This window comes from Ruegeria sp. N10, assembly GCF_056531545.1.
The window spans coordinates 201347-226609 of record NZ_JBQFLY010000005.1 but is presented as its reverse complement, the minus strand read 5'-3'; the positions used below and the strand labels follow the sequence as shown (position 1 = coordinate 226609).

General features: G+C 55.5%; 20 protein-coding genes. 10 read left to right on the top strand and 10 right to left on the bottom strand.

Annotated features, from left to right (window positions below; translation table 11 throughout):
* The first annotated feature begins 12 nt into the window (after positions 1-12).
* From ACR0JI_RS09820 to ACR0JI_RS09790, 7 genes are all read left to right on the top strand, one after another.
* Positions 13-762 (top strand): basic amino acid ABC transporter substrate-binding protein, encoded by a 750-nt coding sequence (locus ACR0JI_RS09820; RefSeq protein ID WP_480483651.1) that lies wholly within the window; start codon positions 13-15, stop codon positions 760-762.
* Between the two features lie 64 nt (positions 763-826).
* Entirely contained in the window at positions 827-2473 is a 1647-nt protein-coding gene (locus ACR0JI_RS09815) for an amino acid ABC transporter permease (protein ID WP_480494225.1), read from the top strand.
* Positions 2470-4455 (top strand): beta-galactosidase, encoded by a 1986-nt coding sequence (locus tag ACR0JI_RS09810; protein WP_480494223.1) that lies wholly within the window; start codon positions 2470-2472, stop codon positions 4453-4455. The genes ACR0JI_RS09815 and ACR0JI_RS09810 overlap by 4 nt, the downstream gene beginning before the upstream one ends.
* Positions 4456-4577: 122 nt before the next feature.
* On the top strand, positions 4578-5702 hold the full coding sequence (locus ACR0JI_RS09805; RefSeq protein WP_480477085.1) for an extracellular solute-binding protein: 1125 nt from the start codon (positions 4578-4580) through the stop codon (positions 5700-5702).
* A 116-nt stretch (positions 5703-5818) separates the two neighbouring features.
* Positions 5819-6931 (top strand): ABC transporter ATP-binding protein, encoded by a 1113-nt coding sequence (locus ACR0JI_RS09800; RefSeq protein ID WP_480477087.1) that lies wholly within the window; start codon positions 5819-5821, stop codon positions 6929-6931.
* A gap of 12 nt (positions 6932-6943) precedes the next feature.
* Positions 6944-7864, top strand: coding sequence for an ABC transporter permease (locus tag ACR0JI_RS09795; protein ID WP_480477089.1), 921 nt, complete (start codon positions 6944-6946; stop codon positions 7862-7864).
* Positions 7861-9129, top strand: coding sequence for an ABC transporter permease (locus tag ACR0JI_RS09790; RefSeq protein WP_480477092.1), 1269 nt, complete (start codon positions 7861-7863; stop codon positions 9127-9129). The genes ACR0JI_RS09795 and ACR0JI_RS09790 overlap by 4 nt, the downstream gene beginning before the upstream one ends.
* Before the next feature lie 43 nt (positions 9130-9172).
* On the opposite strand, the gene ACR0JI_RS09785 is transcribed toward ACR0JI_RS09790, so the two are convergent.
* The 10 genes from ACR0JI_RS09785 to ACR0JI_RS09740 form a co-directional block, all read right to left on the bottom strand.
* Positions 9173-11089, bottom strand: a complete 1917-nt coding sequence (locus ACR0JI_RS09785) for a beta-galactosidase (protein WP_480494220.1) — start codon at positions 11087-11089, stop codon at positions 9173-9175.
* Positions 11086-11946: an SMP-30/gluconolactonase/LRE family protein gene (locus ACR0JI_RS09780; RefSeq protein WP_480477096.1), complete on the bottom strand. Its 861-nt coding sequence runs from the start codon at positions 11944-11946 to the stop codon at positions 11086-11088. The genes ACR0JI_RS09785 and ACR0JI_RS09780 overlap by 4 nt, the downstream gene beginning before the upstream one ends.
* Positions 11943-12548 carry a 2-dehydro-3-deoxy-6-phosphogalactonate aldolase gene (locus ACR0JI_RS09775; protein WP_480477098.1) on the bottom strand — a complete coding sequence of 202 codons (606 nt, stop codon included), beginning with the start codon at positions 12546-12548 and terminating at the stop codon, positions 11943-11945. Before ACR0JI_RS09775 ends, ACR0JI_RS09780 begins: the two co-directional genes overlap by 4 nt.
* Positions 12545-13438, bottom strand: a complete 894-nt coding sequence (locus ACR0JI_RS09770; protein ID WP_480494218.1) for a 2-dehydro-3-deoxygalactonokinase — start codon at positions 13436-13438, stop codon at positions 12545-12547. Before ACR0JI_RS09770 ends, ACR0JI_RS09775 begins: the two co-directional genes overlap by 4 nt.
* A gap of 4 nt (positions 13439-13442) precedes the next feature.
* Entirely contained in the window at positions 13443-14207 is a 765-nt protein-coding gene (locus tag ACR0JI_RS09765) for an SDR family NAD(P)-dependent oxidoreductase (RefSeq protein ID WP_480477102.1), read from the bottom strand.
* Positions 14207-15913 (bottom strand): IlvD/Edd family dehydratase, encoded by a 1707-nt coding sequence (locus ACR0JI_RS09760; RefSeq protein ID WP_480477104.1) that lies wholly within the window; start codon positions 15911-15913, stop codon positions 14207-14209. The genes ACR0JI_RS09765 and ACR0JI_RS09760 overlap by 1 nt, the downstream gene beginning before the upstream one ends.
* Positions 15914-15971: 58 nt before the next feature.
* Entirely contained in the window at positions 15972-17312 is a 1341-nt protein-coding gene (gene melA / locus ACR0JI_RS09755; RefSeq protein ID WP_480477106.1) for an alpha-galactosidase, read from the bottom strand.
* Positions 17309-18157 (bottom strand): carbohydrate ABC transporter permease, encoded by an 849-nt coding sequence (locus ACR0JI_RS09750; RefSeq protein ID WP_480494216.1) that lies wholly within the window; start codon positions 18155-18157, stop codon positions 17309-17311. The genes melA and ACR0JI_RS09750 overlap by 4 nt, the downstream gene beginning before the upstream one ends.
* A gap of 1 nt (position 18158) precedes the next feature.
* Positions 18159-19085: a carbohydrate ABC transporter permease gene (locus ACR0JI_RS09745; protein ID WP_480477110.1), complete on the bottom strand. Its 927-nt coding sequence runs from the start codon at positions 19083-19085 to the stop codon at positions 18159-18161.
* Between the two features lie 91 nt (positions 19086-19176).
* Positions 19177-20436 carry an ABC transporter substrate-binding protein gene (locus ACR0JI_RS09740; protein ID WP_480477112.1) on the bottom strand — a complete coding sequence of 420 codons (1260 nt, stop codon included), beginning with the start codon at positions 20434-20436 and terminating at the stop codon, positions 19177-19179.
* Between the two features lie 140 nt (positions 20437-20576).
* On the opposite strand from ACR0JI_RS09740, the gene ACR0JI_RS09735 reads away from it, so the two are divergent.
* The 3 genes from ACR0JI_RS09735 to ACR0JI_RS09725 all read left to right on the top strand — a co-directional run bounded on the left by ACR0JI_RS09735 (position 20577) and on the right by ACR0JI_RS09725 (position 24895).
* On the top strand, positions 20577-21383 hold the full coding sequence (locus ACR0JI_RS09735; RefSeq protein ID WP_480478193.1) for an IclR family transcriptional regulator: 807 nt from the start codon (positions 20577-20579) through the stop codon (positions 21381-21383).
* A complete protein-coding gene (locus ACR0JI_RS09730) occupies positions 21380-22438 on the top strand; it encodes an ABC transporter ATP-binding protein (protein ID WP_480477114.1) in 1059 nt (352 codons plus the stop codon). The genes ACR0JI_RS09735 and ACR0JI_RS09730 overlap by 4 nt, the downstream gene beginning before the upstream one ends.
* 243 nt (positions 22439-22681) lie before the next feature.
* Entirely contained in the window at positions 22682-24895 is a 2214-nt protein-coding gene (locus ACR0JI_RS09725) for an NADP-dependent isocitrate dehydrogenase (RefSeq protein WP_480494214.1), read from the top strand.
* Positions 24896-25263 lie beyond the last annotated feature (368 nt).

Below are 25263 nucleotides of genomic sequence, written 5' to 3'. Positions count from 1 at the left end.
GAGTACCTGAAAATGTTTAAAAACCTACTTGCCGCTGCAACACTCACAACACTGATGGCTCCAGCGGCCTTTGCTGCCGACCTGGAAGGTCGTGTTCTGAAAATCGGAACCGATGCGACATACCCACCGATGGAAACCGTGGATGAAACAACCGGTGAGATCGTGGGCTTTGACGTCGATGTGATGAATGCAATCTGCGCGAAGGTCAATTGCGTCCCCAATTTCGTAAACACCGCCTGGGATGGTATCTTTGCGGCCCTTCAGCAGGGTGAGTTCGATCTGGTTATCTCGGGCGTGTCGATCACACCGGAACGCGAAGAAACCATGGACTTTTCCGAGCCTTACATCGTTGTCAGCCAGGCCATTCTGTTGCAGGTCGATAATGCTGACATGACACTTGAGGATTTCAAAGCCGGTGGCCAGAAACTGGCCGCGCAAACTGCGACGACCAACGCCCAATTGGCGGAAGAGCTTGTTGGGCGCGAGAATGTCAGCCTTTACGACAACTTCTCGGCCGCCATTTTGGCGCTTCAGAACGCGGACGTTCAGGGCGTGATCATCGATGGCACATCGGCAGCGGCCTATGAACAGGAATTTGCGGGCGAGTTGACTGTTGGCATCACAGGCTTGCAATCCGATCCATTGGGTATCGTGTTTCAAGAAGGCGATCCGACGGTGGATGCGATTAACGCCGGTCTGAAAGCCATTCAGGAGGATGGAACGCTGGACGAACTGACAGCCAAATACTGGGGCACCAATTGATCCATTAGCGCCCTTCCAGTCCGGCGGCCAGCGCCGCCGGGCCTTGTCTTAGCGGAGAAGTTCCATGTTGCGCCTCAGCACGATCCGCCCGAGTAACCTGGTGTTGCTCGCAGCAGCGCCCTTTATTATCTACCTGTTCGCCACATCCTCAAAATACTTGCGGTCTCTGGTCGCAATTCTGGGGATCGGCACCGACGCGGGGCCCATCTTTGTTGGATTTCTGCTGATTGCGACCGTTGCGATCCTTGGATATCTTTGCGCACGCTACGTGCGGTTTTCACAAAACTCTCCCGGCTGGTTGCGATTCTGCGCGCTTGCCGCGTTCCCAGCTTCTGCGGCGCTTTTGGTCATCAGCTTTGTTTCTCCGCTGCTTCTGATGCCATTTGCCGAGTCGGTCTTCTTCCATGCGCTCAGCGAAAACACATCACCCCTTATCGATCGATCCAGTCAGACCTGGGTACTGTTTCCGGGCGTGATCGCCAAGGTTCAGACGGGATTACAAGTTTTCCTGGCGGTTTACGCGGCTGTCGTCGCACTATGCCTAATTTCGGCACGTTTGCAGCCGCCCTGGCGCGGGCGCGTCTTGTTGGGGTTGGAGTGTCTCACAGGCGCGGTTCTGTTTTATCTCATGTTCATGGCTCATTGGCAGTTCGCGACCGGGGTGGCCATTACATTCCGCGCGGCCATATTTGCCTATATCTTCGCGGCCATTCTTGGTTTGGTCTGGGTCGGGTTGCAATCGTTTAAACCAAAGGCGCGTACGACGGTCGTCTATGGTTCGATCAGTTTGGCATTGCTGGCAGCCTCAGCCTTTTTCTTCATGCAGCCGCAGGTCAGCTTTGTTCTGGTGGGCAGCACCGAAGGGCGTATCGCGGTTGTGCGCGGCACGCCACAGGCGCAGGCGGACGTTATCCGGTTTGGTGAGTTCGAAGGGGCCGACGGTCAGCAATATCGCATCCGCAGCGCAACCGATGCTACTGCCGCGCTTGAACAGATCGAAACGGTCGACAGTGTCTCGGGCGCTTTTGTCCCGGCCGATGCCCATACACAAGGTTATCCGGTCCTGTGGCAAACAAGATTTCTACCAGACAAATACCGCAATCCGGCCCTGGCATTTGCTGTGTTCGGGTTTTTGTTGCTGACACTGACCATTGGCGGGGCTCAGCATAAGCTGCATCCTCTGGCGGTCGGGGCCGAGTTTTTCGTGGATACGATACGCGGCATTCCGATGCTGGTGATCATTCTTTATATCGGACTGCCACTGGCGGGCGCAGTCAAAGACGCCACCGGCGGCGGTATCGACATGACCAATATGACCCGCGGGATCATCGCGATCTCGGTTGGTTATTCCGCCTATATGGCCGAAATTTTCCGATCCGGGATCGAGGCGATACCGAAAGGCCAATTGGAAGCGGGCAGCTCTCTGGGTTTGTCGCGATGGCATACGGCGCGGCTTATTGTTCTGCCGCAAGCCCTTCGGATTGTAACTCCACCGCTTGGCAACGAGTTCATCGCGATGATCAAGGACACGTCATTGCTGTCTATCCTGTCCGTCCGCGACATGACCCAGAGGATGCGCGAATTTCAGGCGGCTAGCTTTTTGCCCTTTGCCCCCTTCAACACGGCAGCAATCCTGTATGTCGTTCTCACACTCGGCTGCGCCAGTTTCCTGAAGTGGATCGAACGACGCACGGCAAAGGACACACGATGAGCGCGCTGGAACTTGGGGTTTGTTACTACCCCGAACAGTGGGACCCTTTGCAATGGCGAGACGATGCCGCCCGAATGGCAGATATGGGGTTGGATTGGGTGCGGATTGCTGAATTCACCTGGGGCCTGATCGAACCCGCGCGCGGTCAGTTCCACTGGGGCTGGCTGGATGAGGTGATTGAGATTTTGGGGCAAGCCGGTCTGCGGGTCATGATGTCCACCCCAACAGCCGCCCCCCCAAAATGGTTGATCGATGAGTACCCCGAAATCCTGCCTGTAGGGCCGGATGGTCGGGTCAGAGGGTTCGGTTCGCGCAGGCATTATTGTTTTTCCAGTGAGGTTTATCTGACCGAGGCGCAAAGGATCGCAACCGAATACGCTCGCAGATATGGTCAGAATTCGTATGTACAAGCGTGGCAGATCGACAATGAGTATAACGACCACGATACAGTTCTCAGCTATTCCGATGCCGCGCGGACTGGTTTTCAGAACTGGTTGGAGGAACGATATGGTGCAATCGACGTATTGAACGACGCGTGGGGAACCGTTTTCTGGGGGTCGCTTTACTCACGGTTTGGTCAGATCGAACTGCCCAACGGGCTGGTCGCCACGCCCAACCCAGCCCATGCCCTGGAATTCGCGCGCTATTCTTCCGAACGGGTTCGTCTGTTCAACAAAACGCAGGTGGATGTTCTGCGCAAATATGCGCCGGGCCGGGATATTACCCATAACTTCATGGCAGGTAGTTTCGAATTCGATCACCACGCCGTAGCGGCTGATCTGGATATTGTCGGGTTCGACAGCTACCCGCTAGGGAACTTATTGGGCTCTACCCTTTCAGATGAGGAAAAGCGCCGCTATCTGCGCACCGGCGCACCGGATTATCAGGGCTTTCATTGTGATTTGTATCGCAGTCAGGGGCGCGGTCGGATGTGGGTGCTGGAACAGCAGCCGGGCCCGGTGGATTGGGCTGACAAGAATCCGTCGCCGGCAGAGGGGATGGTTCGGCTTTGGACCTGGGCGGCCTATGCACATGGCGCGCAAGCCGTGATGTTTTTTCGCTGGCGACAGGCAAAATCTGCGCAAGAGCAATACCATACTGCGATTTTGCGGTCAGATGGCAGCCCGGATCAGGCCGCTGTTGAATTGGCTGAGATCGTGAAGGATCGCGCCATTTTGCCGCCCGAGAGACGGGCAAAATCACGGGTTGCAATGCTACTGGATTATACCTCTATCTGGGCGGCGGACATCCTGCCACATGACAACGATTTCCCCAATGCCCAGATTTTTCGCGAGTGGTACACTGCAATTCGTGGTTTTGGGGTCGATCTTGATTTTGTTGGCCCTGAAGATGAACTGAGCGGCTACGCCCTCATCATATTACCTCAAAGCATGATCGTGACCGCTGACCTTGCAGACAAGCTTGACGCTTCGGGGGCCAAGATTCTGATAGGTGCTCGTTCCGGCAGCAAGACATCCGGGATGAACACCCCGTCCAATCTGGCTCCAGGCGAACTGGCAAAGTTAACAGGTATCCGTGTCACGCGCGTCGAATCACTTCCTTCACTTGCGCATGAGGCTGTGGTTCTTCCTGATGGGCAGCAATTTGAATTCACGGGTTGGCGTGAAATTGTCGAGACCAAAGAGCGCGTTTTAGCCCGCTTCAAGAGCGCTTATTGCGATGCCAGTCCGGCGGTCATCCGTTCTGACCGCACGACCTATCTGGCAATGGTTCCGCGAAATGAGCTTTTGCAGGCGATTGTCGGGGAGGTACTGAACTGGGCTGGGATAAATGCAACGCCTTGCGACCCCGATATGCGCATAACCCAACGCGGCTCGACCTACTACGCGTTCAACTTCAGTGACGTTTCAAAGCCTTTGCCTGCTGGTCGTGCACGTCAAATTCTGCTTGGTTCAGATCCGGTCAAACCAAGGGACATCACCGTTTGGCAGGAGAATGCAGCGCCTCATAAATCAGCTTAGACGTGTCAAATCGCGAAACTGGACATAAGATTTTCGCAAACTGTCACTTTTGGACTGACGGATGGGCGCAGAAAGTCCTATGAATAGAAAACAAAAAACGAGTCCAACAACGGGAGAACACTATGGTTACCAAGTCATCACTTTCCAGACGCACTGTTTTGAAAGGAGCGGGTGCCGCAGCACTTGCCGCGCCTCTTTACAGCAAGAGCGCACTGGCTTCGTCAGGTGAAATCAACATACTGATGTGGTCGGATTATCTGCCGCCCAGCTTTATCGAAGAGTTTGAGACCCTTACTGGCATCAAGGTGAACTACACCGGGATCGGCTCAAACGAAGAAATCATCAACAAGATGAAGGCGACCAAAGGTCAGGGCTTTGACATCGTCTCGCCAACCAACAACCGCTCGTTGCAGTGGGAGCCGCTGGAGTTGTTGCAGCCCTTTGACATGAACAAGGTTCCGGTCGACCTGGTGAACCCTGCCATGGCCAAAATCGGTACGGATGCTTGGAACTTTGGCGGCGCCGGGGTTCACTGGTTGCCGCATATCTGGGGCACCGAAGGCATTGCATACCGCACCGACTTGTGGCTGCCGGCTGGGGACGCCCCATCCTATGGCGATGTTTGGTCGGAAGAAAACGCAGGCAAAACCATGGGCCGCGCGCATTCGATGATGCTTGGCGCTGGTCTTTACATGGAGCGTTCCGGCGAGATGGAGCCGGGTTCGGTCTGGGCCGCTTATGGTGACGAAGAAACCATGCGCAAGGTCTGGGGTCAGATCACTGACTGGTGCATTGCACGTAAGAATCGCATCAAGCTGATCTGGAACGATGCCGATACACAGAAGAACGGTCTTCTGAATGAAGGTGTTGTTGTCGGTCAGACCTGGGACGGCCCGCCACTGGCACTGAAATCGGCTGGTGAACCAGTGCACTATCAAGCGCCCATCGAAGGGGCGATGGCATGGGTTGACGGAATGTCGATTCCGTCTGGCGCGGCAAATATCGACCAGATCTATGCCTTCATCGACTTCGCCTATCAGGCCAAACCTGCCGGTGTTGCCATCGACAGCCATGGGTACAACTCTCCTGTTCTGGGGGCGGATCAGTATTCAGGCGACACCTACAAGAAGAACTTTGCCGAGGCCTATCCGGGCGACTCGCTGGCCAACCTCAATCCGTGGCCGGCCGAAGCCCCATGGTATGCTGAAACGCGGACCGAGTTCGTCAACAAGTTCAAGAGCGCATAAGCGATCTGAAACCATGCCCCTCGCGTTCTGCGAGGGGCCACAATCTGTGCGCCGCTCCGGCGTAACGGAAAGCTATGTGGTGTGGTGACAGTGCACACCTCAGGGAGATACCAAAAATGAGTGCAGGGGTCGGAGTCGATCTGGAAAACCTGTGGATCCGTTTCGGTGACTTCGTCGCCGTGCGCGATGCAAACGTCACAATTAACGGGGGAGATTTCTTTTCATTCCTCGGACCCTCGGGTTGCGGCAAAACAACGATCTTAAGGGCTGTTTCCGGCTTTCTCGAGCCCAGCGAAGGCAATGTTCTGATCGGCGGCAAAAACATGCGCGGGATTGGGCCCAACAAACGCCCCACAGCTCTGATCTTTCAGAACCTAGCGTTGTTTCCCTTGATGAAGGTTTGGGAAAACATCACGTTCTCGATGGAAATCAAAGGCGCCAGTGCTGCCGAGCGCCGCAAGCGCGCTGACGAGCTTTTGGACATGATCGCGCTCCCGGAGCAAGGCGACAAACTTCCCAGCGAATTGTCTGGTGGCCAACGTCAGCGAGTGGCCATCGCTCGTGCCCTTTGCGCCGAGCCGGATGTATTGCTTCTTGATGAGCCTCTGTCAGCACTTGACCTCAAACTGCGCCAGCACATGCGAACGGAACTGCGAGAGATACAACAGCGTGTGGGCATTACTTTTATCTACATTACCCATGACCAGGGCGAGGCGCTGACCATGTCAGATAATATCGCCGTCATGCGTGCAGGTGTGATTGACCAGATTGCCGATGGGAAAACCATCTACAATGATCCTAACACGGCTTTCGCGGCCTCATTTGTCGGCGAAAACAATGTATTCCGTGGCAAGATCAAACAGGTCATGGGCAACGAGGCGCTGATCTCGACCAACCGCTCGGGCGATCTGGTTGCACGGATATCGACCGCCAATCAAGGCAAAATGAAAGAAGGCGATAGTGCAATGTTGTTCATTCGCCCCGAAGCCTTCGCCATTGCGCCCGAGGGGGCTTCGGGTGACCATTTTGTTACCGCGCGGGTCAACCACGAAGAATTTGAAGGCAACGTCTTCAACATCTTTACCGAAGGTGAAGGTGGAAAAGAGATCAAAGTGTCGATCCCGAACCATGGACAATCCTTCGAGGACCACACCGGACAGAACATCACGTTGGAATACAAGACGCATAACGCCGTCATCGTTCCTGCGGGTGAACTGGCTGCAGAATAAGGGGATTAACTCATGCCCCAGTTTCTGAAAGACTTCTTCAATCGCAACGGCACTGGCATGGGAGTGGCGATCCTGGGTCTGGTTCTATTCTGGACCATCGGCCTGATCATCCTTCCGCAGCTGTCGATGTTGGACTTCTCGTTCCGTCCGAATCTGCCACCGCCAGAGATTGGCGGACCCAAAGACGTATATACGCTAGAGAACTACAAATATCTCGTCTACGGCCCCGAAGGTGGCAGTCAGGACTACAACACTGTTGATCTGAGGGTGTTTTTCCGAACTCTTGTGGCCGCGGTTTTTGTGACGGTTTTCAACCTGATCATCTGCTATCCGATTGCCTATTACCTGGGTCAGGCCGAAGGCAGCCATATTCGTATCTTCGCGATCATGCTGATCATCCCTTACTGGATCAACGAGATCCTGCGCGCCTTTGCGCTGCGCATCATCTTTGGGGAAACAGGCGTGTTGAACACGTTGTTCACGGGTCTGGGCATCTGGGATACACCGTTCGACTTCATTCGCAATGACATCGCGCTCTATGCGGGTCTGGGATACGCCTATATCCTGCTGATGATTTTCCCGATGTATAACGTGATTGAAAGTCTGGACAAAAACCAGATCGAAGCAGCACGCGACCTTGGGGCGCCTTGGTGGCGGATACATTGGCGAGTGGTCATTCCTTATGCCAAGCCGGGGATCAGTTCGGGCTGTACTATGGTCTTCATGTTGTCCGCCGGTGCGTTGGCTGCGCCGCAAATTCTGGGCGGGCCGTCCAGTCTGTGGTTCACCCAACTGATCTATCAGCAGTTCAATGACAACAACGACTGGCCACAGGGCGCCGCCTACGCAATTGTTCTGCTGGTCACTTGTATTCTGTTCGTTCTGGCCATGATGCGCCTGTTCAAAGTGAACATGGGGGATATAGGGAAATGAACAATTCCTTCCTCCGCATAAGCATCTGGGTCTATCTGGCGATCTTCTTCCTGTATTTGCTGGGCCCGCTGGTGATCATGTCCGTCACCGCGTTCAACTCGCCCGGGTTCCCCCGAATGAGCCCATGGGAATGTCTGACATTCCAATGGTTTGGCGAACTGTTTCAGGATCAGCGTATCCTGAACGGGATCAAGAACTCGCTAATCATCGGAATCGGCACGGTCATCCTGTCCGTGGCGATGGGTTTGGCAGGCGCGCTGATGCTGACCCAGATCTGGCCGAAGCTTCGCGCGACCTACTATACGGTCATTATCGCACCGATCCTGATCCCCGGTGTGGTTCTTGGTATCTCGACGCTGGTCTTCTGGGACCGGATCAACCGGATGCTGGGGCTGGGGGCCGACAGTTTCCTGTCAAACGGCATCTTCCTGACGGTGATCGGCCAGTCCACCTTTATTGCCAGTTACTGTATGCTGGTGCTGGTGGCGCGGTTGCAGCGTTATGATGTCGCCCTGACTGAGGCGGCACTGGACCTTGGGGCCAGCCACGCTCAGGCTTTCCGCAAAATCCTGCTGCCGTTCATGCGCCCGGCGATTGCCTCGGCGGCGGTTTTGGCATTCCTCGCTTCTTTCGAGAACTACAACACCACCACTTTCACTTTTGGCGAATACCCGACGCTGACGATTGAGCTGGCTCAGAAGGTTCGCTACGGCATCACGCCTGCGATCTCGGCGCTGGCGTTTATCATCGTTGCGCTGACGGTTTTCTTCGCTCTGCTGAACGAAGCCAAGCTGAAACGCCAGGAACTGGTAGCCGCGGCGCGTAAAAACGCAACGGTCGAGGAACTGGCTGGCAAGATCAAGCTGCCGAGTTTCTTTGCCGGTAATATGGCCGCCGTGTTGCTGGTCGCATTTGCGGTTGTAACGATCACCGTTATAGGCACAGCGGCGACCTACAGTCCGGCGCAGTGCATTGCCGACGTTCGCGAGCAAAAGCAGTTGGAAGCGGAACAACGCATTCAGGAGCTGCGTCAGCAGCGTGAGGAGCGCCGCAAACAGCAAGAAGCGGAAAAAGCCGGGCAGGGTGATGCCCAAACCGCGCCAAAGCCGTCAAATAACAGCGGTTTTGGTAATGTCTTCGCTCCGAACTCGCTGGATGGCAGCGAGAATGAAAGCAACGAAGGTGCTTCTCAAACCGAGGGTGAGCCATCCAACAACGGCGGTTTCGGAGGGGTGTTTGACCCCAACAGCCTAAAAAGCGACTAATCGCTGTGCCAAGCGGCAACCAACGCATCTGCCCGGATAGGATTCAAGTCTGTCCGGGCAGATTGCGCTTCAGGATCTTCACGTCACAGCCGCCGATGGTCGACCCGTTCCAGACCACCGGTTCAGCGTTATAGTTGATCAGGAACATGTGGTCGGCTGTCTCACGCAGTCGAAGTCCTGGCGGCATCGGTTTCAGGCCCAAACCGCTTTCTTCCGCAGCCAAGCCGATGACGCGATCCCATAATGCTTCGTTTGGGAAGCCGGCAAGATACCAGAACCCGTCCCTTGCCATTAGCGCAGGCGCTCCATCTTCAAAACTCAGAATTTCTTCGGCTGATCCTGAAAGGCGATCGATCCAATGCTGTGCCGCGCCGCCGCCACGGACAGCCCGGTTGACAGCAGGGGGCAGCGTTTCGACCAAATCGACGTTGCAGTCCAACCCTTTCAGGCTAGGTCGACCGGCGGCGGGGATCTGGAAATCACGGGTAATTGCGCCGCTGCGTGGGCCGAGGATTGCAAGATCCGAGTTGTCCGCTAACCTACGCTCCAAATCCGGGTCAATCGTTGCCAGTCCGGGGGCAAGGATCAGCGCATAGTGCGTGGACAGGTCATTGGGCGAAACAAAATCAATCGACAGCCCCACGCGGCGCAATGCACGATAAGCTGAGAAGACCAACCGGAAATAGTCAAAGCCTGCTCCTTGCGGTAGCGATGTCCAGGCCCAGTCCGAGGGGTAATCAAACAGTATCGCAACCTTGGATTGCACCTGATGCACCTCGCCCAATGTGGATAGCTCTTCCGCTGTCTGACGGGCCTCGTGTAAGGCAGGGGCGGGGCGATTGTCCGGTGTCAGCAAACCCGCGTGCATCTGTTCCTGCGCAAAGGGGGCTTGCCGCCATCGAAAATAGCTCACAACCTCAGCACCGTGGGCGACAGCCTCAAGCGACCACAACCGCACCATTCCGGGCAAGGGTGCCGGGTTATAGGGCGCCCAATTCACCGGACCAGGTTGTTGTTCCATCACCCACCATCGGCCGCGGCCTACTGCCCGATAAAGATCATGGTGAAACGCCTGCATGTCCGGATCGCCTTGGTGAAGAAAGGCGGTCTTGTGGGCTTCGTCATCTTCCAACCGGTCCGATAGAAATCCGATCGGATAACTGTCCCAAGTCGCAATATCCAGATCTGCGCCAACCTCGAAATGGTCGAAATCCAGAATACGACCCATGTAGTTATGCAACAGCGGCGCATCGGTCAAAGCTCGCAATACATCGACCTGAGCTTTGTTGAATGCCACAACCTGATCTGAGCTGAACCGACGGAATGCCAGTACATGAGCGGGGTTTGGCTCGGTCACAGTTTGATTGGGTAGTTCAATCTCATCGAAGTTGCGGTACTCCATCGACCAGAACACGTTTCCCCAGGCCTTGTTCAGTTGTTCAATTGAGCCGTATCGAACAGCCAGCCAGCGCCTGAATGCATTCAGTGCCGGGGTGCTGTAGCTGACTGTTGTGTCGTGACACCCATACTCATTGTCGATCTGCCAAGCCGCCACATACGGGTTATGACCATAGCGCTCTCCCAAGACCCGTGCGATGCGGCCACATTCATCGACATAGCCCTGGTGGCTAAAGCAGTAATGCCGCCGTGATCCGAATTTGCGCGTGTTTCCATACGTATCCACAGCCAGCATGTCCGGATGTTTGTCCAGCATCCAACGCGGTGGCGTTGCTGTCGGTGTGCCAAGCACGACTTTCACTCCCGCCTCGCCAAGTGTTTTAACCGCGCGGTCCAGCCATTCAAATTGCAGGGTTCCGGGGTAAGGCTCCAGCCGGCTCCAAGCAAACTCTCCAATGCGTACCCACGAGATGCCGGTGTCCACCATGCGCGCGGCGTCTTCCGCCCACGTCGCTTCGGGCCAGTGTTCAGGGTAGTAACACACACCAAGTTCCGGCTTCATAAAATGATCCTGTGTTCTGCCTGCCCTCGTCCCGCGTTTGGCATTGCAAACGTCATGCCATTGGTGGGTTGGGATTCAATATCCGCGTCGCTCAACCCCTGCCTTGCTGAGGTGCAGAACAGCGTGCCTAAGCTGTCGCCACCAAAGGCCGGGCAGGACGTATGTGACGCTTCGAAAGAAATGGCCTTCAGGAAATGACCTTCGGGCGTGTAGGCCGCAACACGTCCAATCCCCCATTGCGCGATCCAGATGTTCCCGTCAGCATCAACCACCGCACCATCCGGGTTCAGGCCTTCTTTACGAAAGTCCAGAAATACCGTGCTTTCCCCTTCGGGCCATCCGCTTTCTGCATTCAAGCTCCAGCGCTTGACCTGCCTCGTTTTCGTGTCACAGAAATAGGCCACGGACCGATCCGGGGCAAAACAGATTGCATTGGAAATCGTCACATCCGACACGAGACATCGGAGCGTGCCTTTCCAGAACCGATAGATTGATCCGGCCCCGGCTTCAGCCTGTTTGCCCATTGTACCGATCCAGAAACCACCCCAAGGATCAGCGCGACCGTCATTCGAGCGGGTGATTGGGTTGTCTGCCTCGAGCGGCGTGACCAGCGTTCGATGCCCGGACTTCAAGATAAACTGCCAAAGACCCGTTTCCGACGCCAAAAGCAGTGTGTCACGATCCACCCAGCCTGCGGCGGAGACATGTTCATCGAATTCCCAGCTTATCTGATTTTCACTTTCGCGCGTGATCAGTCGTTTGTTGAGAATGTCGAACCAGAATAGCTGTTGCCGAGCAGGGTGCCAAAGCGGACCTTCGCCCAACGCGCAGGGGCGGTCGTCAAAAATCGTGCTCATCTTGCCGCCTTGTCAAAGGCTGTTACGATCTGCTTCGCGCGTGCTGCGATTTCGACTGCGTCCATGCCGGGTTTGTACAGCGCTGATCCAATCCCGAATCCATCCGCACCGGCTTTGATCCATTGCTCGAAGTTTTCAGGCCCGGCACCACCGACAGCAAAGATACGTGTTTCCTTGGGTAAAACGGGTCGAAGTGCTGCGAGCCCAACAGGGCCTGCCATGACGCCAGGAAACAGCTTTAATCCTGTGGCCCCGGCTTCGAGAGCGGCAAAGGCTTCGGTCGGCGTGTAAACGCCCGGCCAGCTTTGCATCCCCAACGCTACAGACCGTTTGATCACGTCAGCATCATAGTTGGGTGACACAATCAGCCTGCCGCCGGCATTCCGAACTGCGTCCACCTGATCAACCGTCAATACAGTACCAGCGCCTATCAGGGCGTGATCTTTGAAAGCTTCGGCCAGAATGGAAATGCTGTCGAGCGGGTCAGGCGAATTGAGTGGAACTTCGATCCGGTCGATCCCTGCATCGATGATAACTCTGCCAACGGCCTCGGCTTCCTGTGGTTGCAGACCGCGCAGAATGGCGATGATGGGGCGGCTCATGCGATTTGCCTTGTCATGTTTCGCGCCAGCGCCAGTCCGGCCAGCGTTGCTTCGGTGGCGTTTGCAGTCTCAACAAAAGCGCCCTGTTGTTTCAACGCTGCCGCATAGACCCGCGATACGGCATCTGCACCAATGATAGCCAGTTGTTGACCCAGCCAATAGGGACGGGTTGCGGCCAATTCAGCACCAATAAGCAGTCCCGACAGCCGCGCACGCGCGATGCCTTTGTCCTGATTATGCAGCAGGTCCGCAGCCCGCAAGCCGAACAGGCGCGCAGCCAATTGTTCGGGTTTGGACAATGTGTCCGCCACAGCATCGGCAAAGGTATTTTCATCCCATCCTTCACCTATCGAATGCCGCAGCACAGATTGCGCACTTAACAAATCAAAAAGCTCTCCGGTCATGAGCGTCCGAAAGCTCACGATTTCACCTGCGCTGACCTGAACCCACTTCGTGTGAGTTCCCGGAAGGCAGAGGACACCATCCCAGTTCTGGCGAGTTCCCAAAAAACCCGCGATCTGTGTTTCTTCTCCCCGCATCACATCTGGCGGGCTCAGTTGCTTTAATCCGGGTATGACGAAGGCCCGGATGCGCGGGTCTGTGCTGGGAACACGGACCGGTACTTGCGGCAAGGGCTGCGACGGAACGGTAGAATAAGGTGCTTCGACCCAGCCTTGGCGTGCACCGACCATACCGCAGGCGATCACATCGATGGGGCCATCCTTCAGCCAGTTTTCAACAAGTTCCATCAGGGCGGTCTGGAAACTGTCGGCTTCGATACGTGCCATACCTTTGTCGGACTGCGCGCAGTCCAGAACCGTTGCCCCCTGCATGGCCCAGACCCGCAGGCGAGATGTGCCCCAATCGGCGGCGATCCATTCAGTATTCATTGTGTCACCCTGAAACCACGACGCCGCCATCAACCGCCATACACTGACCAGTCATCGCCCGGCTGGCGTTGGATGCAAGAAACAATGTCGGTGCAACCATGTCTTCGGGCGTCAAATGTTCTTTCAGGCATTGTCGATCCAAATGCGCGGCCAAATCTTCGGGCGTCGCCCACATATCCAGTTGTTTTTGCGTCAAGACCCAACCGGGAGCCAGCGCATTCACACGTATGTTCTTTGGTCCCAGTTCGCGGGCCAAAGACCGAGTCATCCCTGTAATGCCCGCATTTGACGTCGTATAGATCGGATAGCCTGCATTGCCCATCATGTAACTGATCGAACTGAAGTTGATGATAACGCCGCCTTCTTTCATTTGCCGGGCCGCTTCCTGACAGGCGAAATAATAGGCTTTCAGATTCACCTCGATCATCCAGTCCCAGAACTCGGTCGTGGTTTCCTCAAGTGTATGGCGTTGGTCATTGGCCGCGTTGTTAACCAAAACGTTCAGGGGGCCGTGGGCTTTGGCGGCTTTGGCCATTGTCGTGTGAAGAAGCTGGGTGTCGGTCATGTCACCCTGCATGAACAGAGGTGCGCGGCCATGTTTGTCGCGCATCTCTTCGACAAAACCGCTGGCGTCCGATCTGCCGATAAAAGCTACATTGGCCCCCTGAGCCAGAAACCCATCCGTCAATGCTGCGCCCACGCCCGAACCACCGCCGGTGATATAGACGGATGACCCGTTCAAGTCATGAAATGTCGCTGGTTCGGTCATCAGTGGCTCTCTCTGGTCACAAGGCGGGTGTCTTTGCCGACGAGGAAATCCAGATCGGCCCCTTGATCGGCCTGCAACACGTGATCGACATATAATTTTGCATACCCGCGGGAATAATGCGGCTTGTCTGGTTTCCATTGGGCTCGGCGCGCGTCCAGTTCTTTTTCGTCCACCAATAGTTCAAGCTTGCCGGCGCTGGCAGATACGCGGATGCGGTCGCCGGTTTTCACCAGCGCCAGCGTGCCACCCGCCTGTGCCTCGGGGCTGACATGCAGGATGACGGTGCCATAGGCTGTACCGGACATACGGGCATCCGAGATACGGATCATGTCGCGAACGCCTTCCTTCACCAATCTGGCCGGAATCGGCATGTTTCCCACCTCGGGCATCCCGGGATAACCCTTGGGTCCACATCCCTTGAGCACCAGAATGCTTTTGGGTGTGACCGGCAGATCATCCCGGTCGATATTGGCTTTCAGGTCTTCGATGTTTTCGAAAACGAACGCCTCTCCCTCGGTTTCAAGAAGGGCATCTGTTGCGGCAGAAGGTTTGACGATGGCTCCGTTGGGCGCAAGATTGCCACGCAAAACGCGAAGGCCAGCAGCGGGCTTCACCGGATCGTTGAAGGGGCGGATGACGTCGCGGTTGAAACATTCGGCACCTTCGAAATGGGCCGAGATGTCCTTGTTGAGAACCGTTCTGGCCGGGCGCAGGAAAGGTTTGAGTTCGCTCAACACAGCCGGAACACCGCCAGCGTAACAGAAATCTTCCATCAGGTATGTGCCCGAGGGCATGCAGTTCACCAGAAGGGGAATCTCTGATCCGATTTCAAAGTCCTTGAGCGTCAGGTCAACGCCCACGCGACCTGCGAGCGCCAGTAGATGCACAACGGCATTGGTCGATCCCCCAACGGCCGCATTGGCGAGGATTGCATTCTCGAAGGCTTCCCTGGTCAATATGTCCGATGGTTTCAGGTCTTCGTCGACCATTTCGACAATCCGCTTGCCGGTCAAATGGGCGAGGGCCATGCGGCGGGCGTCAACGGCGGGCAGGGCGGCATTGGTGGGCAGGCTCATGCCCATCGCTTCGACCAGAGACGCCATGGTGCTGGCTGTCCCCATGGTCATGCAAACCCCGGCACTGCGGGACATCCCGGATTCCGCGTTCATAAAATCCTGAAGGGTCATCTCTCCGGCACGCACGGCCTCGGAGAACTTCCACACATCGGTTCCTGAGCCAATATCCTGACCGCGATATTTTCCATTCAGCATAGGGCCGGAGCTGACAACGATCGACGGCAGATCGACCGAGGCCGCGCCCATCAATTGGCCCGGCGTGGTCTTGTCGCACCCGCCCAGCAGAACCACACCGTCAATGCCATATGCGCGGATCGACTCTTCGACATCCATGGCCAGCAGATTGCGAAACAGCATGGCTGTGGGTTTCATCTGGGTCTCGCCCAGCGACATGACCGGGAATTCGACGGGAAAGCCCCCGGCCTCCCACACACCGCGCTTTACCCCTTCGGCCAGATCGCGCAGGCCGGAATTGCAAGGGGTCAGCTCCGACCATGTGTTGCAGATTCCGATGATTGGCCGCCCATCGAAGGCGTGATCAGGAAAACCCTGATTTTTCATCCAGGATCGATGGATGAACCCATCCTTGTCGAGTTTCCCGTACCAATGCTGTGAGCGGCGTTTTGACATTGTTCTGTGATGCTTTTTTAGGTCTGGGTGGATTTGAGTATTTGTAAAAAGGTGAAATTCAAGCGGCGCGAGATGGGTGGCACCAATCTGGCAGCCAGTCGGCATGGGCAGACAGAAGGTCGTTCACCAGATTTCGAATTTGGCGCAGGTCCAGTTCGGCGGCGGTGTGCGGGTCCATCATGGCTGCATGATAGATATGCTCGGGGTTCTGGTCGACCAATGCCCTGACTGTGAGTTCCTGAACGTTGATCTGGGTACGCATAAGGGCGATCAGCTGCGGTGGGACGTCTGTGATGACAGAAGGCTGAATGCCATTTGCATCAACCAGACACGGTGTTTCGACAGCGGCCCCCATAGGCAGCTGAGGTATCTGGCCGGTGTTTGGCAGATTGCCATAGGCCACGTAGGCGGTGTCAGAGATGATTGCGTTCATTATGTCTGCCGCAAACTCATGGCTGCGAGTGACGGCTATGTCGCGCCAGTCAGTCAGGGTTTTGGCCTGCTCTTTCCAGTTGTTCATCTGTTCCACACAGCGGGTCGGGTATTCATCGAGTGGGATTGAGAATTTCTCGATCAGGTCCGCCCGCCCGTCTTTGATGAACCATGGCACGTATTCTGCCAAATGCTCAGAACTTTCGGTGCAGAAATAGCCAAGGTGGTCCATCACTTCGTAGCGCACCTTGTTGGGGCAGCGCGGCATCAGCAGCGGCGCCTTGGGGATCCTTCCGCTGACATAACCTTGCCGAAGGGCGGGGTATAAATTATGGCCCTGATGCTCAAGCCGCAGGAAGAAGGCGACGTGATTGACGCCCGCCACCTTGTAGCGAATGTCGTCTTTTGGCAGGTCCAGATCGTGTGCCAGTTCCGCCACCGTGTTCTGAACCGAGTGGCACAGGCCGACCTGCTTCAATGATGGGTATTTCTCGGCCAGTGCCCAGGTGTTGATGGCCATCGGATTGACGTATTGCAGCAGTGTCGCATCAGGGCATAGCTGCATCATGTCATGCGCCACGTCCCACAAGACCGGCACAGTGCGCAGTCCCCGCATGATGCCACCTACGCCCAGCGTATCGGCGATGGTCTGGCGCAGCCCGTATTGCTTGGGGATTTCAAAATCTGTGACGGTACAGGGCTGGTACCCGCCAATCTGAAAGGCGGTAATAACGAAATCGGCACCATCGAGTGCGGCGCGTCGGTCTGTATGTGTGGATATTGTCGCGTTTGACCGGACCGAACGGATCATGGCGCGGGCTACAGCTTCGCTTTCTGTCAGGCGTACGGGGTCGATATCCATCAGCGCAAAGTGACTGTCCGCCAAAGCGGGGGTCAGCAGAGCATCCCCCACGATGTTCTTCATGAAAATTGTCGAACCTGCTCCGATGAAAGTTATCTTTGTCATTTTACAGCTCCGAGGGTCAGGCCCGCGATAAAGTGCTTTTGCATCAGGAAGAACATGGCAACCGGCGGCAGCGCTGCTACGATCGAGCCCGCGCTCATCAGTTGGTAGGCGGCGCGGAACTGGGCGTTGAAACTGGTTATGCCTGCTGTGACAGGCTGGCTTTCTGCGCCCTGAGTCAGGACGACCGCCCAGAAATAGTCGTTCCAGATGAAAGTGAAGATCAGCACGCTGAGTGCGGCAATTGCGGGTTTCATCAACGGCAAGACCACATACCAGAAGATCCGCCATTCGCTGATACCCTCGACCCGCGCGGCCTCGATTAATTCAAAGGGCAGGGCCCGGATAAAGTTGCGCATGAACAATGTGCAAAAGCCGGTCTGGAAGGCGATGTGGAACAAGACGAGGCCGGTTTTTGTGTTGTAGAGGCCCAAATCAAGTGTAAGGTCGCGCACAGGCACCATCAGGATCTGGAATGGCACGAAATTGCCGGCAACGAACATGAAGAAGATCCACAGGTTCGATTTGAATTTGTAGATGCCCAAAGCAAAGCCGGTCATGGAACTGAGGGCAACGGCACCGATCACCGTAGGAATGGTGATCATGAAAGAGTTCAGCAAGTATCGCGGCATGTCAGAGTTGAAGAATACCAGCCCGTAGTTGACCGCGCCCTCGAAACTGGATGGCAGGCCCCAATAGTTGGCGTTGGTGAAATCCGCCGCTGGTTTGACCGAAAACAGAGCCACCGCGAGTAGGGGGCCCAGCCACAGCAACAAGGCAAGTGGCAGCATCGCCTGATAGGTGATCTGCGCGGCGCGAGATTGTTTTTCGATGGGTTTGGGAAACATCTCAGTGCCCCCGTTCTTCGCGATACATCGACCAGAGGAAATAGGCGATGAAGCCGAGCATGATCAGGAACAGCACCACAGCGATAGCCGCGCCATACCCCATGCGGAAACCGTACTCAGATAGTGCGACCTCGAACATGTAATAGGCCAGCACTCGGGAAGATCCGAATGGCCCGCCCTGTGTCATGATCGAAATCAGGTCGAAACTGCGCAGCGCCCCGATGATTGTCACGACGAATGCAATGAAAGTGGCCGGGCGCAACTGTGGCAGAATGATGTGCCACAGCATTCTCAAGCCTTTGGCACCGTCCAGGCGTCCGGCTTCGATCTGTTCGGGGTCGACGGCATTCAGACCGGTGAGGTAGAGGATCATGCAATAGGCGGTTTGTGGCCAAAGGCCTGCGACGATGATGCCGTAGGTGACCAAACGCTCGTCGCCCAGCACGTTCAATGGACCCATTCCGAAAAAGCCGAGAAACTCATTCAGAAGACCAAATGTCGGGTCATAAAACCACGTGAATACAAGGCCAACAACAACCTGAGAGATGACAAATGGAAAGAAAAACAGCGATTTGTAAAGGCGGATACCCCAGACCGTCTGGTTCAGAAACAAAGCAATGAAAAGGCCCGCCGGAATGGCCAGAAGATACAGGATCAGCCAGATCAGGTTGTTCTTGAGCGAGATATAGAATGCGTCCCGGTCAACCCATTCCCAATACAAATCTTCATAATTGCGCATGCCGACATATTCGGCGGCACCCAACCCATCCCACTCGTACAGTGAAAGGTTGAAGGACTGGAAGACCGGAATGATCACATAGACCATGAAGAACAGCAGGCCCGGAGCAAGGAATAGCCACGGGGCGATGCGTTGTTGGTTTCTGTGGAACCAGTTCTCCTGATCAGGGGCGTCGGCGGCAGTGGTCATGGGTGTCCTGGGTTTGTTTGGGTAAGGCGGGTTGAAACCACCTTACATTCTGTGGCGAGGTAGGCCGGGCTCGAGCCCGGCCCAAGCCTGATTAGTTGTCGTAGATACGCTCTCGCGCGCGTTCCAGCTTGGCCAGAATACGGTCAGCATTGTCTGGTTTAACCATGAATTCCTGGAAACCTTCCATTGACACTTTGGCCATTTCAGCCGGTGCGTCGCGGTCCCAGAACTGAGCCACTCCGCCGGGGCTGTTGGTCGAGAGCATCGAAAAGCCCTGCTGCAGGAATTTGTCATCGTCTACTGAGGATTGCGCGTTCACCGGCAACTGACCGAGGTTCGATCCGTTGTTGATCTCGGTCTGTTCATCCGACGAGACAACAAAGCGCAGGAACTCTCGTGCGGCTTCTTTGTTCGATGCATTCGCCGGGATGTGGAACGTATCGGTCGGCGCGTCTTCAGCCAATTCGACATCAGGGTTGATTGAAACGAATTGGTAGAAATCCAGCTGATCATCGGTAAGCCCTGCTTCACGCAAAGGCGCGACTGCAAAATTTCCCATCAGATACGCAGCGGCTTCTCCGTTAACCATGAACGGCAAAGCCTCCTGCCAGCTATAGGTCTGATGGTTGTCAATGAAAGCCCCCATGTCGATCAACTGCTTCCAGTTTGTAAAGGTCTGCTTGACCCGGTCATCTTCCCAGCTGATTTCGCCGTTGGCCAGTTGATTGTGGAAGTCGAACCCGTTGGTGCGCATGTTCAGGTAGTCAAACCAACCGCCAGCGGTCCACAGGAACTTGGTCCCGATGGTATAGCAAGCACGGCCTGAATCGACGATCTTCTGGCAATTTGCCAGCTCTTCTTCCCAAGTGGTCGGTTCGCTGAGGCCTAATTCGTCAAAGATATCTTTACGATAGTAAACGCCCCACTGGTAGTAAGTGTAGGGGACGCCCCATTGTTTGCCATCGATGGTCATCGCGCCTTTGGTTGATGCCAGGTTTTCAGCAATTTCAGGTTCCGCCCAAAGATCCGAGACGTCTTCGAACAGACCGGCCTCAACATATGGTTTCATACGGTTGGCGGCGTACCAAGTGGCCACGTCAGGTGTGTCAGCCGTCAGAAAGTTGCGGATCTGGGTCTTATACGCTTCGCGGTCGATAACCGTGGTTTCGATCTCTAGGCCGGGGTGCTGCGCTGCAAACCGCTCGATCATCGCTTCCATCGTTGCGCGCGGGGCCGGGTTTGACGTGTCCAGGAATATCCGAAGCTCTCCGGTCAGGTCAGCAGCCGCCGGTGCCGCCATAGCAACGCCAAGTGCCAGCGCAGCGGTTGTGCGCTTGAAAGTGGAATACATGGTTTCCTCCCTGTTGTTTCCACACAAGTTCCAAATAATGAAACTATGTTTTATATATTGAAAACTACACATCGACTCGGTTAGTCTTGTCAAGACCCTCGTGCGAACTGCGATGGGCAAGCGGAGGAGAATGGACGCCCGTGTCAGGTGACGGAACTATTGGCAAAGCATGTGACGTGCTGGATCAGGTCGCCGCATTTCAGCGCCCTGTGCGATTTTCGGAGTTGCTGGACGGCAGCGATTTTCCGAAAGCAACATTGTATCGGTTTTTGCAATCATTAACCAATCAGGGAATGCTATGTTACGACCCCGAGCGCCAAACCTACGCGCCGGGTATGCGTTTGGTACGGCTTGCGCATGCAGCCTGGACCCAAAGCTCACTGGCCCCTATCGCACGTCCGTTCCTCGATATTCTAAGCCAGGAAACTGGAGAGACTGTGCATTTGGCGCAGCTCGATGCTGGTCAGGTTCTATACGTAGACAAACGCAACGCGGCGCAACCGATCGAGATGTATTCTCAGGCGGGTAAGGTGGGCCCGGCCTATTGCACGGGTGTCGGCAAGGCGATGCTTGCCTTTCTGAATGAAAGTGACCTTAACCGGGCAATTTCGCAGCAGAGTTTTCATCGCTTTACCGACAAGACCCTGACGTCCGACAATGACCTGCGTACGGATCTTGATCGAATTCGCAGCAAGGGTTTTGCCGTTGATGACGAAGAACATGAACCCGGAATTATTTGCGTCGCCTGCCCTGTTCTTACAACAAACGGCCGTGTCCTGGGCGCGATCTCAGTAACCGGCTCGACCCAGCGAATGGATTTTGAACAACTCGAGGCATGGGTGCCTCGTGTGCGGCGGGTGGCTGAACAAATCAGCATCGAGGCGCAGGCATGGCGTTTCCCTGAAACGCGACCAGACCTCGGCAATGACAGGATGCAAGCGACATGACAGGTGTAACCCTGAACCAAGCAATAAAGCGGTACGGCCAGACGCAAGTCATTCACGGCATCGACTTGCAGATCGAAGATGGTGAGTTCTGTGTTTTCGTTGGCCCTTCGGGATGTGGCAAATCCACATTGCTACGGATGATCGCAGGTTTGGAAGAAACGTCGGAAGGCAAGATCCACATAGGAGCGCGGGACGTAACCCATATGGACCCGGCCAAACGCGGTGTGGCGATGGTCTTCCAGACCTATGCGCTTTATCCGCATATGACCGTGGCGGAAAATATGGGCTTTGGGCTGCGCATGAACGGTGTCCCAAAGGCCGAGATCACCAGAAAAGTGCAGGAAGCCTCGAACATTCTGAAACTTGACCAGTATCTCAAACGCAAACCCAAGGCTCTGTCTGGTGGGCAACGGCAGCGGGTTGCTATTGGCCGTGCCATCGTTCGGGGCCCCGACGTTTTCCTGTTTGACGAACCCTTGTCCAATCTGGACGCCGAGTTGCGCGTGGAAATGCGTGTTGAGATCGCGCGCCTTCATCAGGAAATCGGTGCGACTATGATTTACGTAACCCATGATCAGGTCGAAGCCATGACCATGGCCGACAAGATCGTCGTGCTGCGGGATGGTCGTATCGAACAGGTCGGGGCTCCGATGGATTTGTACCGCGATCCCGACAACCGGTTTGTCGCAGGTTTCATCGGTTCGCCAGCAATGAACTTTCTGGAATGTGACTATGGGGATGGCCATGTCTCCCATCCAGCGCTAGGCAAGCCGTTGCCCGTTTCTGCAACTATCCCCTCGGGTCGGACCAAAGTGACATTGGGCATGCGGCCCGAACATATTCAGGTTGACCGTTCGGCCGATACTTGCACCGTGGACCTGACCGAAGCCTTGGGCGGCGTTTCCTATTCATATCTACGGACGCCAAATGGTGATAAGCTGATCATTGAGGAACGGGACGACCAACGAAGCAGAACCGGGGATCGGATCGGCATCGCCATACAGCCAGATCGTGTGATGTTTTTTGATCCAGAGACCGGGCAACGGTATCGTTAGTCACGACCTTCCAGCCCACGGGCAGGCTTACCCGTCCCAAGAGTTACACGACACTTTATCTGACCCGTGGCAAAACGCGCGGGCAGATGCGATTGATTCCAAGTCAAACGTGATTTAAGGGAAGCCCTGTCAAAACAGAGTCACCTAGGGGCTGTATCGTGGTTTAGCCCCTCTCACGCCACGCAATTGTGGTTGCAACTCTTGGATCGCACGCCCCGAAAGGCTAAAAAAAGGTAAAAGAATATGGCAGATAAATCGAACTTCGACATATTGTATACCATTGTAGACGAAGCGCCAGAGCTGGCCAGCGCTTCGTTCCTGCCCATCATCCGCAAGTTCGCATCTGCTGCGGGCGTCCGCGTTGGCACCAAAGATATTTCTCTGGCGGGACGTATTCTGGCAGCATTCCCCGAGAACCTTACCGACGATCAGCGTGTAAGCGACGATCTGGCTGATTTGGGCGATCTGGTGAAGACACCTGATGCCAATGTCATCAAGCTGCCGAATATCTCTGCCTCGGTTCCACAGTTGGTTGCGGCCGTCGAAGAACTGCAATCGCAGGGTTACGACATTCCGACCTACCCCGCAGAACCTGCAACGGATGAGGAAAAGGCGATCCGCGCCCGTTATGACGCGATCAAAGGTTCTGCTGTTAACCCGGTTCTGCGCGAAGGGAACAGCGACCGCCGTGCGGCGCGTGCGGTGAAAAACTATGCTCAGAACAACCCGCATTCGATGGGCGAATGGGCGTCGGACAGCAAGACCAAAGTTTCGTCCATGCCGGCCAATGATTTCTATGCAAACGAGATTTCGGCCACCATCACCGTAGCACAAGCAGGCGATGCAAAAATCGAGTTTGTAGGTAAAGATGGTGACGTCACCGTTCTGAAAGACGGCTGGTCGCTGGAAGAAGGAACCATAGCCGACGCGACTTTCATGTCGGTCAAGGCACTGTCTGCGTTCCTTTCAGATGCCATTGAGGACACCAAAAAAGACGGGACCATGTTCTCGCTGCATATGAAAGCCACGATGATGAAGGTTTCAGACCCGATCATCTTTGGATATGCGGTCAAAGCCTGGCTGGCCCCCGTGTTCGAAAAGTTCGGTGCGGAACTGGATGCGTTGGGTGTGAACCCAAATTCAGGTCTGGGCGCTCTGTTGGAGCGCGTGCAGGGTCATGCAGACATCATGGCGGCTATCGACGCGCTCAAGGCGGACCGTCCAACCATGTATATGGTGGATTCGGACCGCGGAATCACGAACCTGCATGTCCCATCGGATGTAATCATTGATGCCTCAATGCCTGCAGTGATCCGTGCCGGGGGCAAGGGCTGGGACCAGACGGGTGCCAAAGGTGACACCAACTGTGTGATCCCTGATCGCTGCTACGCGACCGTCTATGATGAGGCCATCAAGTTCTTCAAGGCCAACGGCGCGTTGAACCCGTCCACGGCCGGAGCCGTGGCGAATGTGGGCCTGATGGCTCAGAAAGCCGAGGAATACGGTTCGCACCCGACAACTTTCGAGGCGCCGGCCGATGGTACAATCCGCATCGTTCTGGCCAATGGCGAAACGTTGCACAGCCATAGTGTCGAGGCCGGCGATATCTGGCGCGCCTGCACTGTCAAAAAAGCGCCGATCGAGAACTGGATTCAGTTGGCCATGGACCGTCAGCGTCTGACCGGTTCCGAGGCGATTTTCTGGTTGGACGCAAACCGGGCCCATGACGCGGAGCTTATCAAATATGTCAAACCGGCGCTTGAGGCTGCTGGCGTGGCCGACAAGTTCCTGATCATGGCCCCGCGTGAAGCGACCCGTCAGTCGTTGGAGACGATCACAGCAGGTAATGATTCGATTGCTATCACCGGCAACGTGCTGCGGGATTATTTGACTGACCTGTTCCCTATCCTGGAATTGGGTACTTCGGCCAAGATGCTCTCCATTGTCAAACTGATGAACGGCGGTGGTTTGTTCGAAACCGGTGCCGGTGGCTCGGCGCCCAAACATGTGCAGCAGTTGGTCGAAGAAAATCACCTGCGCTGGGACTCGATGGGTGAGTTCTGTGCGTTGGGTGAATCGCTGAACTTCCTTGCTGACAGCAAAGGCAACGAGAAAGCGGGCATTCTGGGTGCGGCGGCCGAAGCAGCGACGCAGGGTATTTTGGACAACAACCGCTCACCCAGCCGCAAAGTTGGTCAGCCGGATAACCGCGACAGCCACTATTGGTTTGCACGCTACTGGGCTGAGGCTTTGGCCGCCCAGTCCGAAGATGCGGAACTGGCTGCCGAGTTTGAATCATTGGCCAAGGATCTGGCCGCCAATGAAGCGCAAATCCTGTCCGAGTTGGCCGCAGCGCAAGGTCAAGCTGCGGATTTGGGAGGTTACTATCACACGGACCCAGCCAAAACGGCAGCGGTTATGCGGCCCAGCACAACGTTGAACACAATCATCGGCTAATCGCTAACGGCAAAACAGGTGATCCCTCGCCTGTTCAAAACATGGAAAGGGACCGGCACAGTTGTGCGGTCCCTTTTTGTATCGCAGACACTGTGACGGAAAGTAGGGTCGGCAAAAGTTTTTTGCATTTACAATGCTTTATAAAAAATTTGTTTGTACTTACGGGATTCCCCTAATAGCACGACAGCGCTGACTGCTTTAAACCTTGGATAACAGAGAATTTCACTGGTGATGCCTTAGGGCCTTATCACTCACTCAGAGAATGACCAGCATTTGGGGTGCTGGTCATTTCATTTTGGTTCTCAGGATTTTCTGGACAGCTCAGCAGTTCAACCATGGTTGAACACGAAATCGAGTGCTCACAAAAA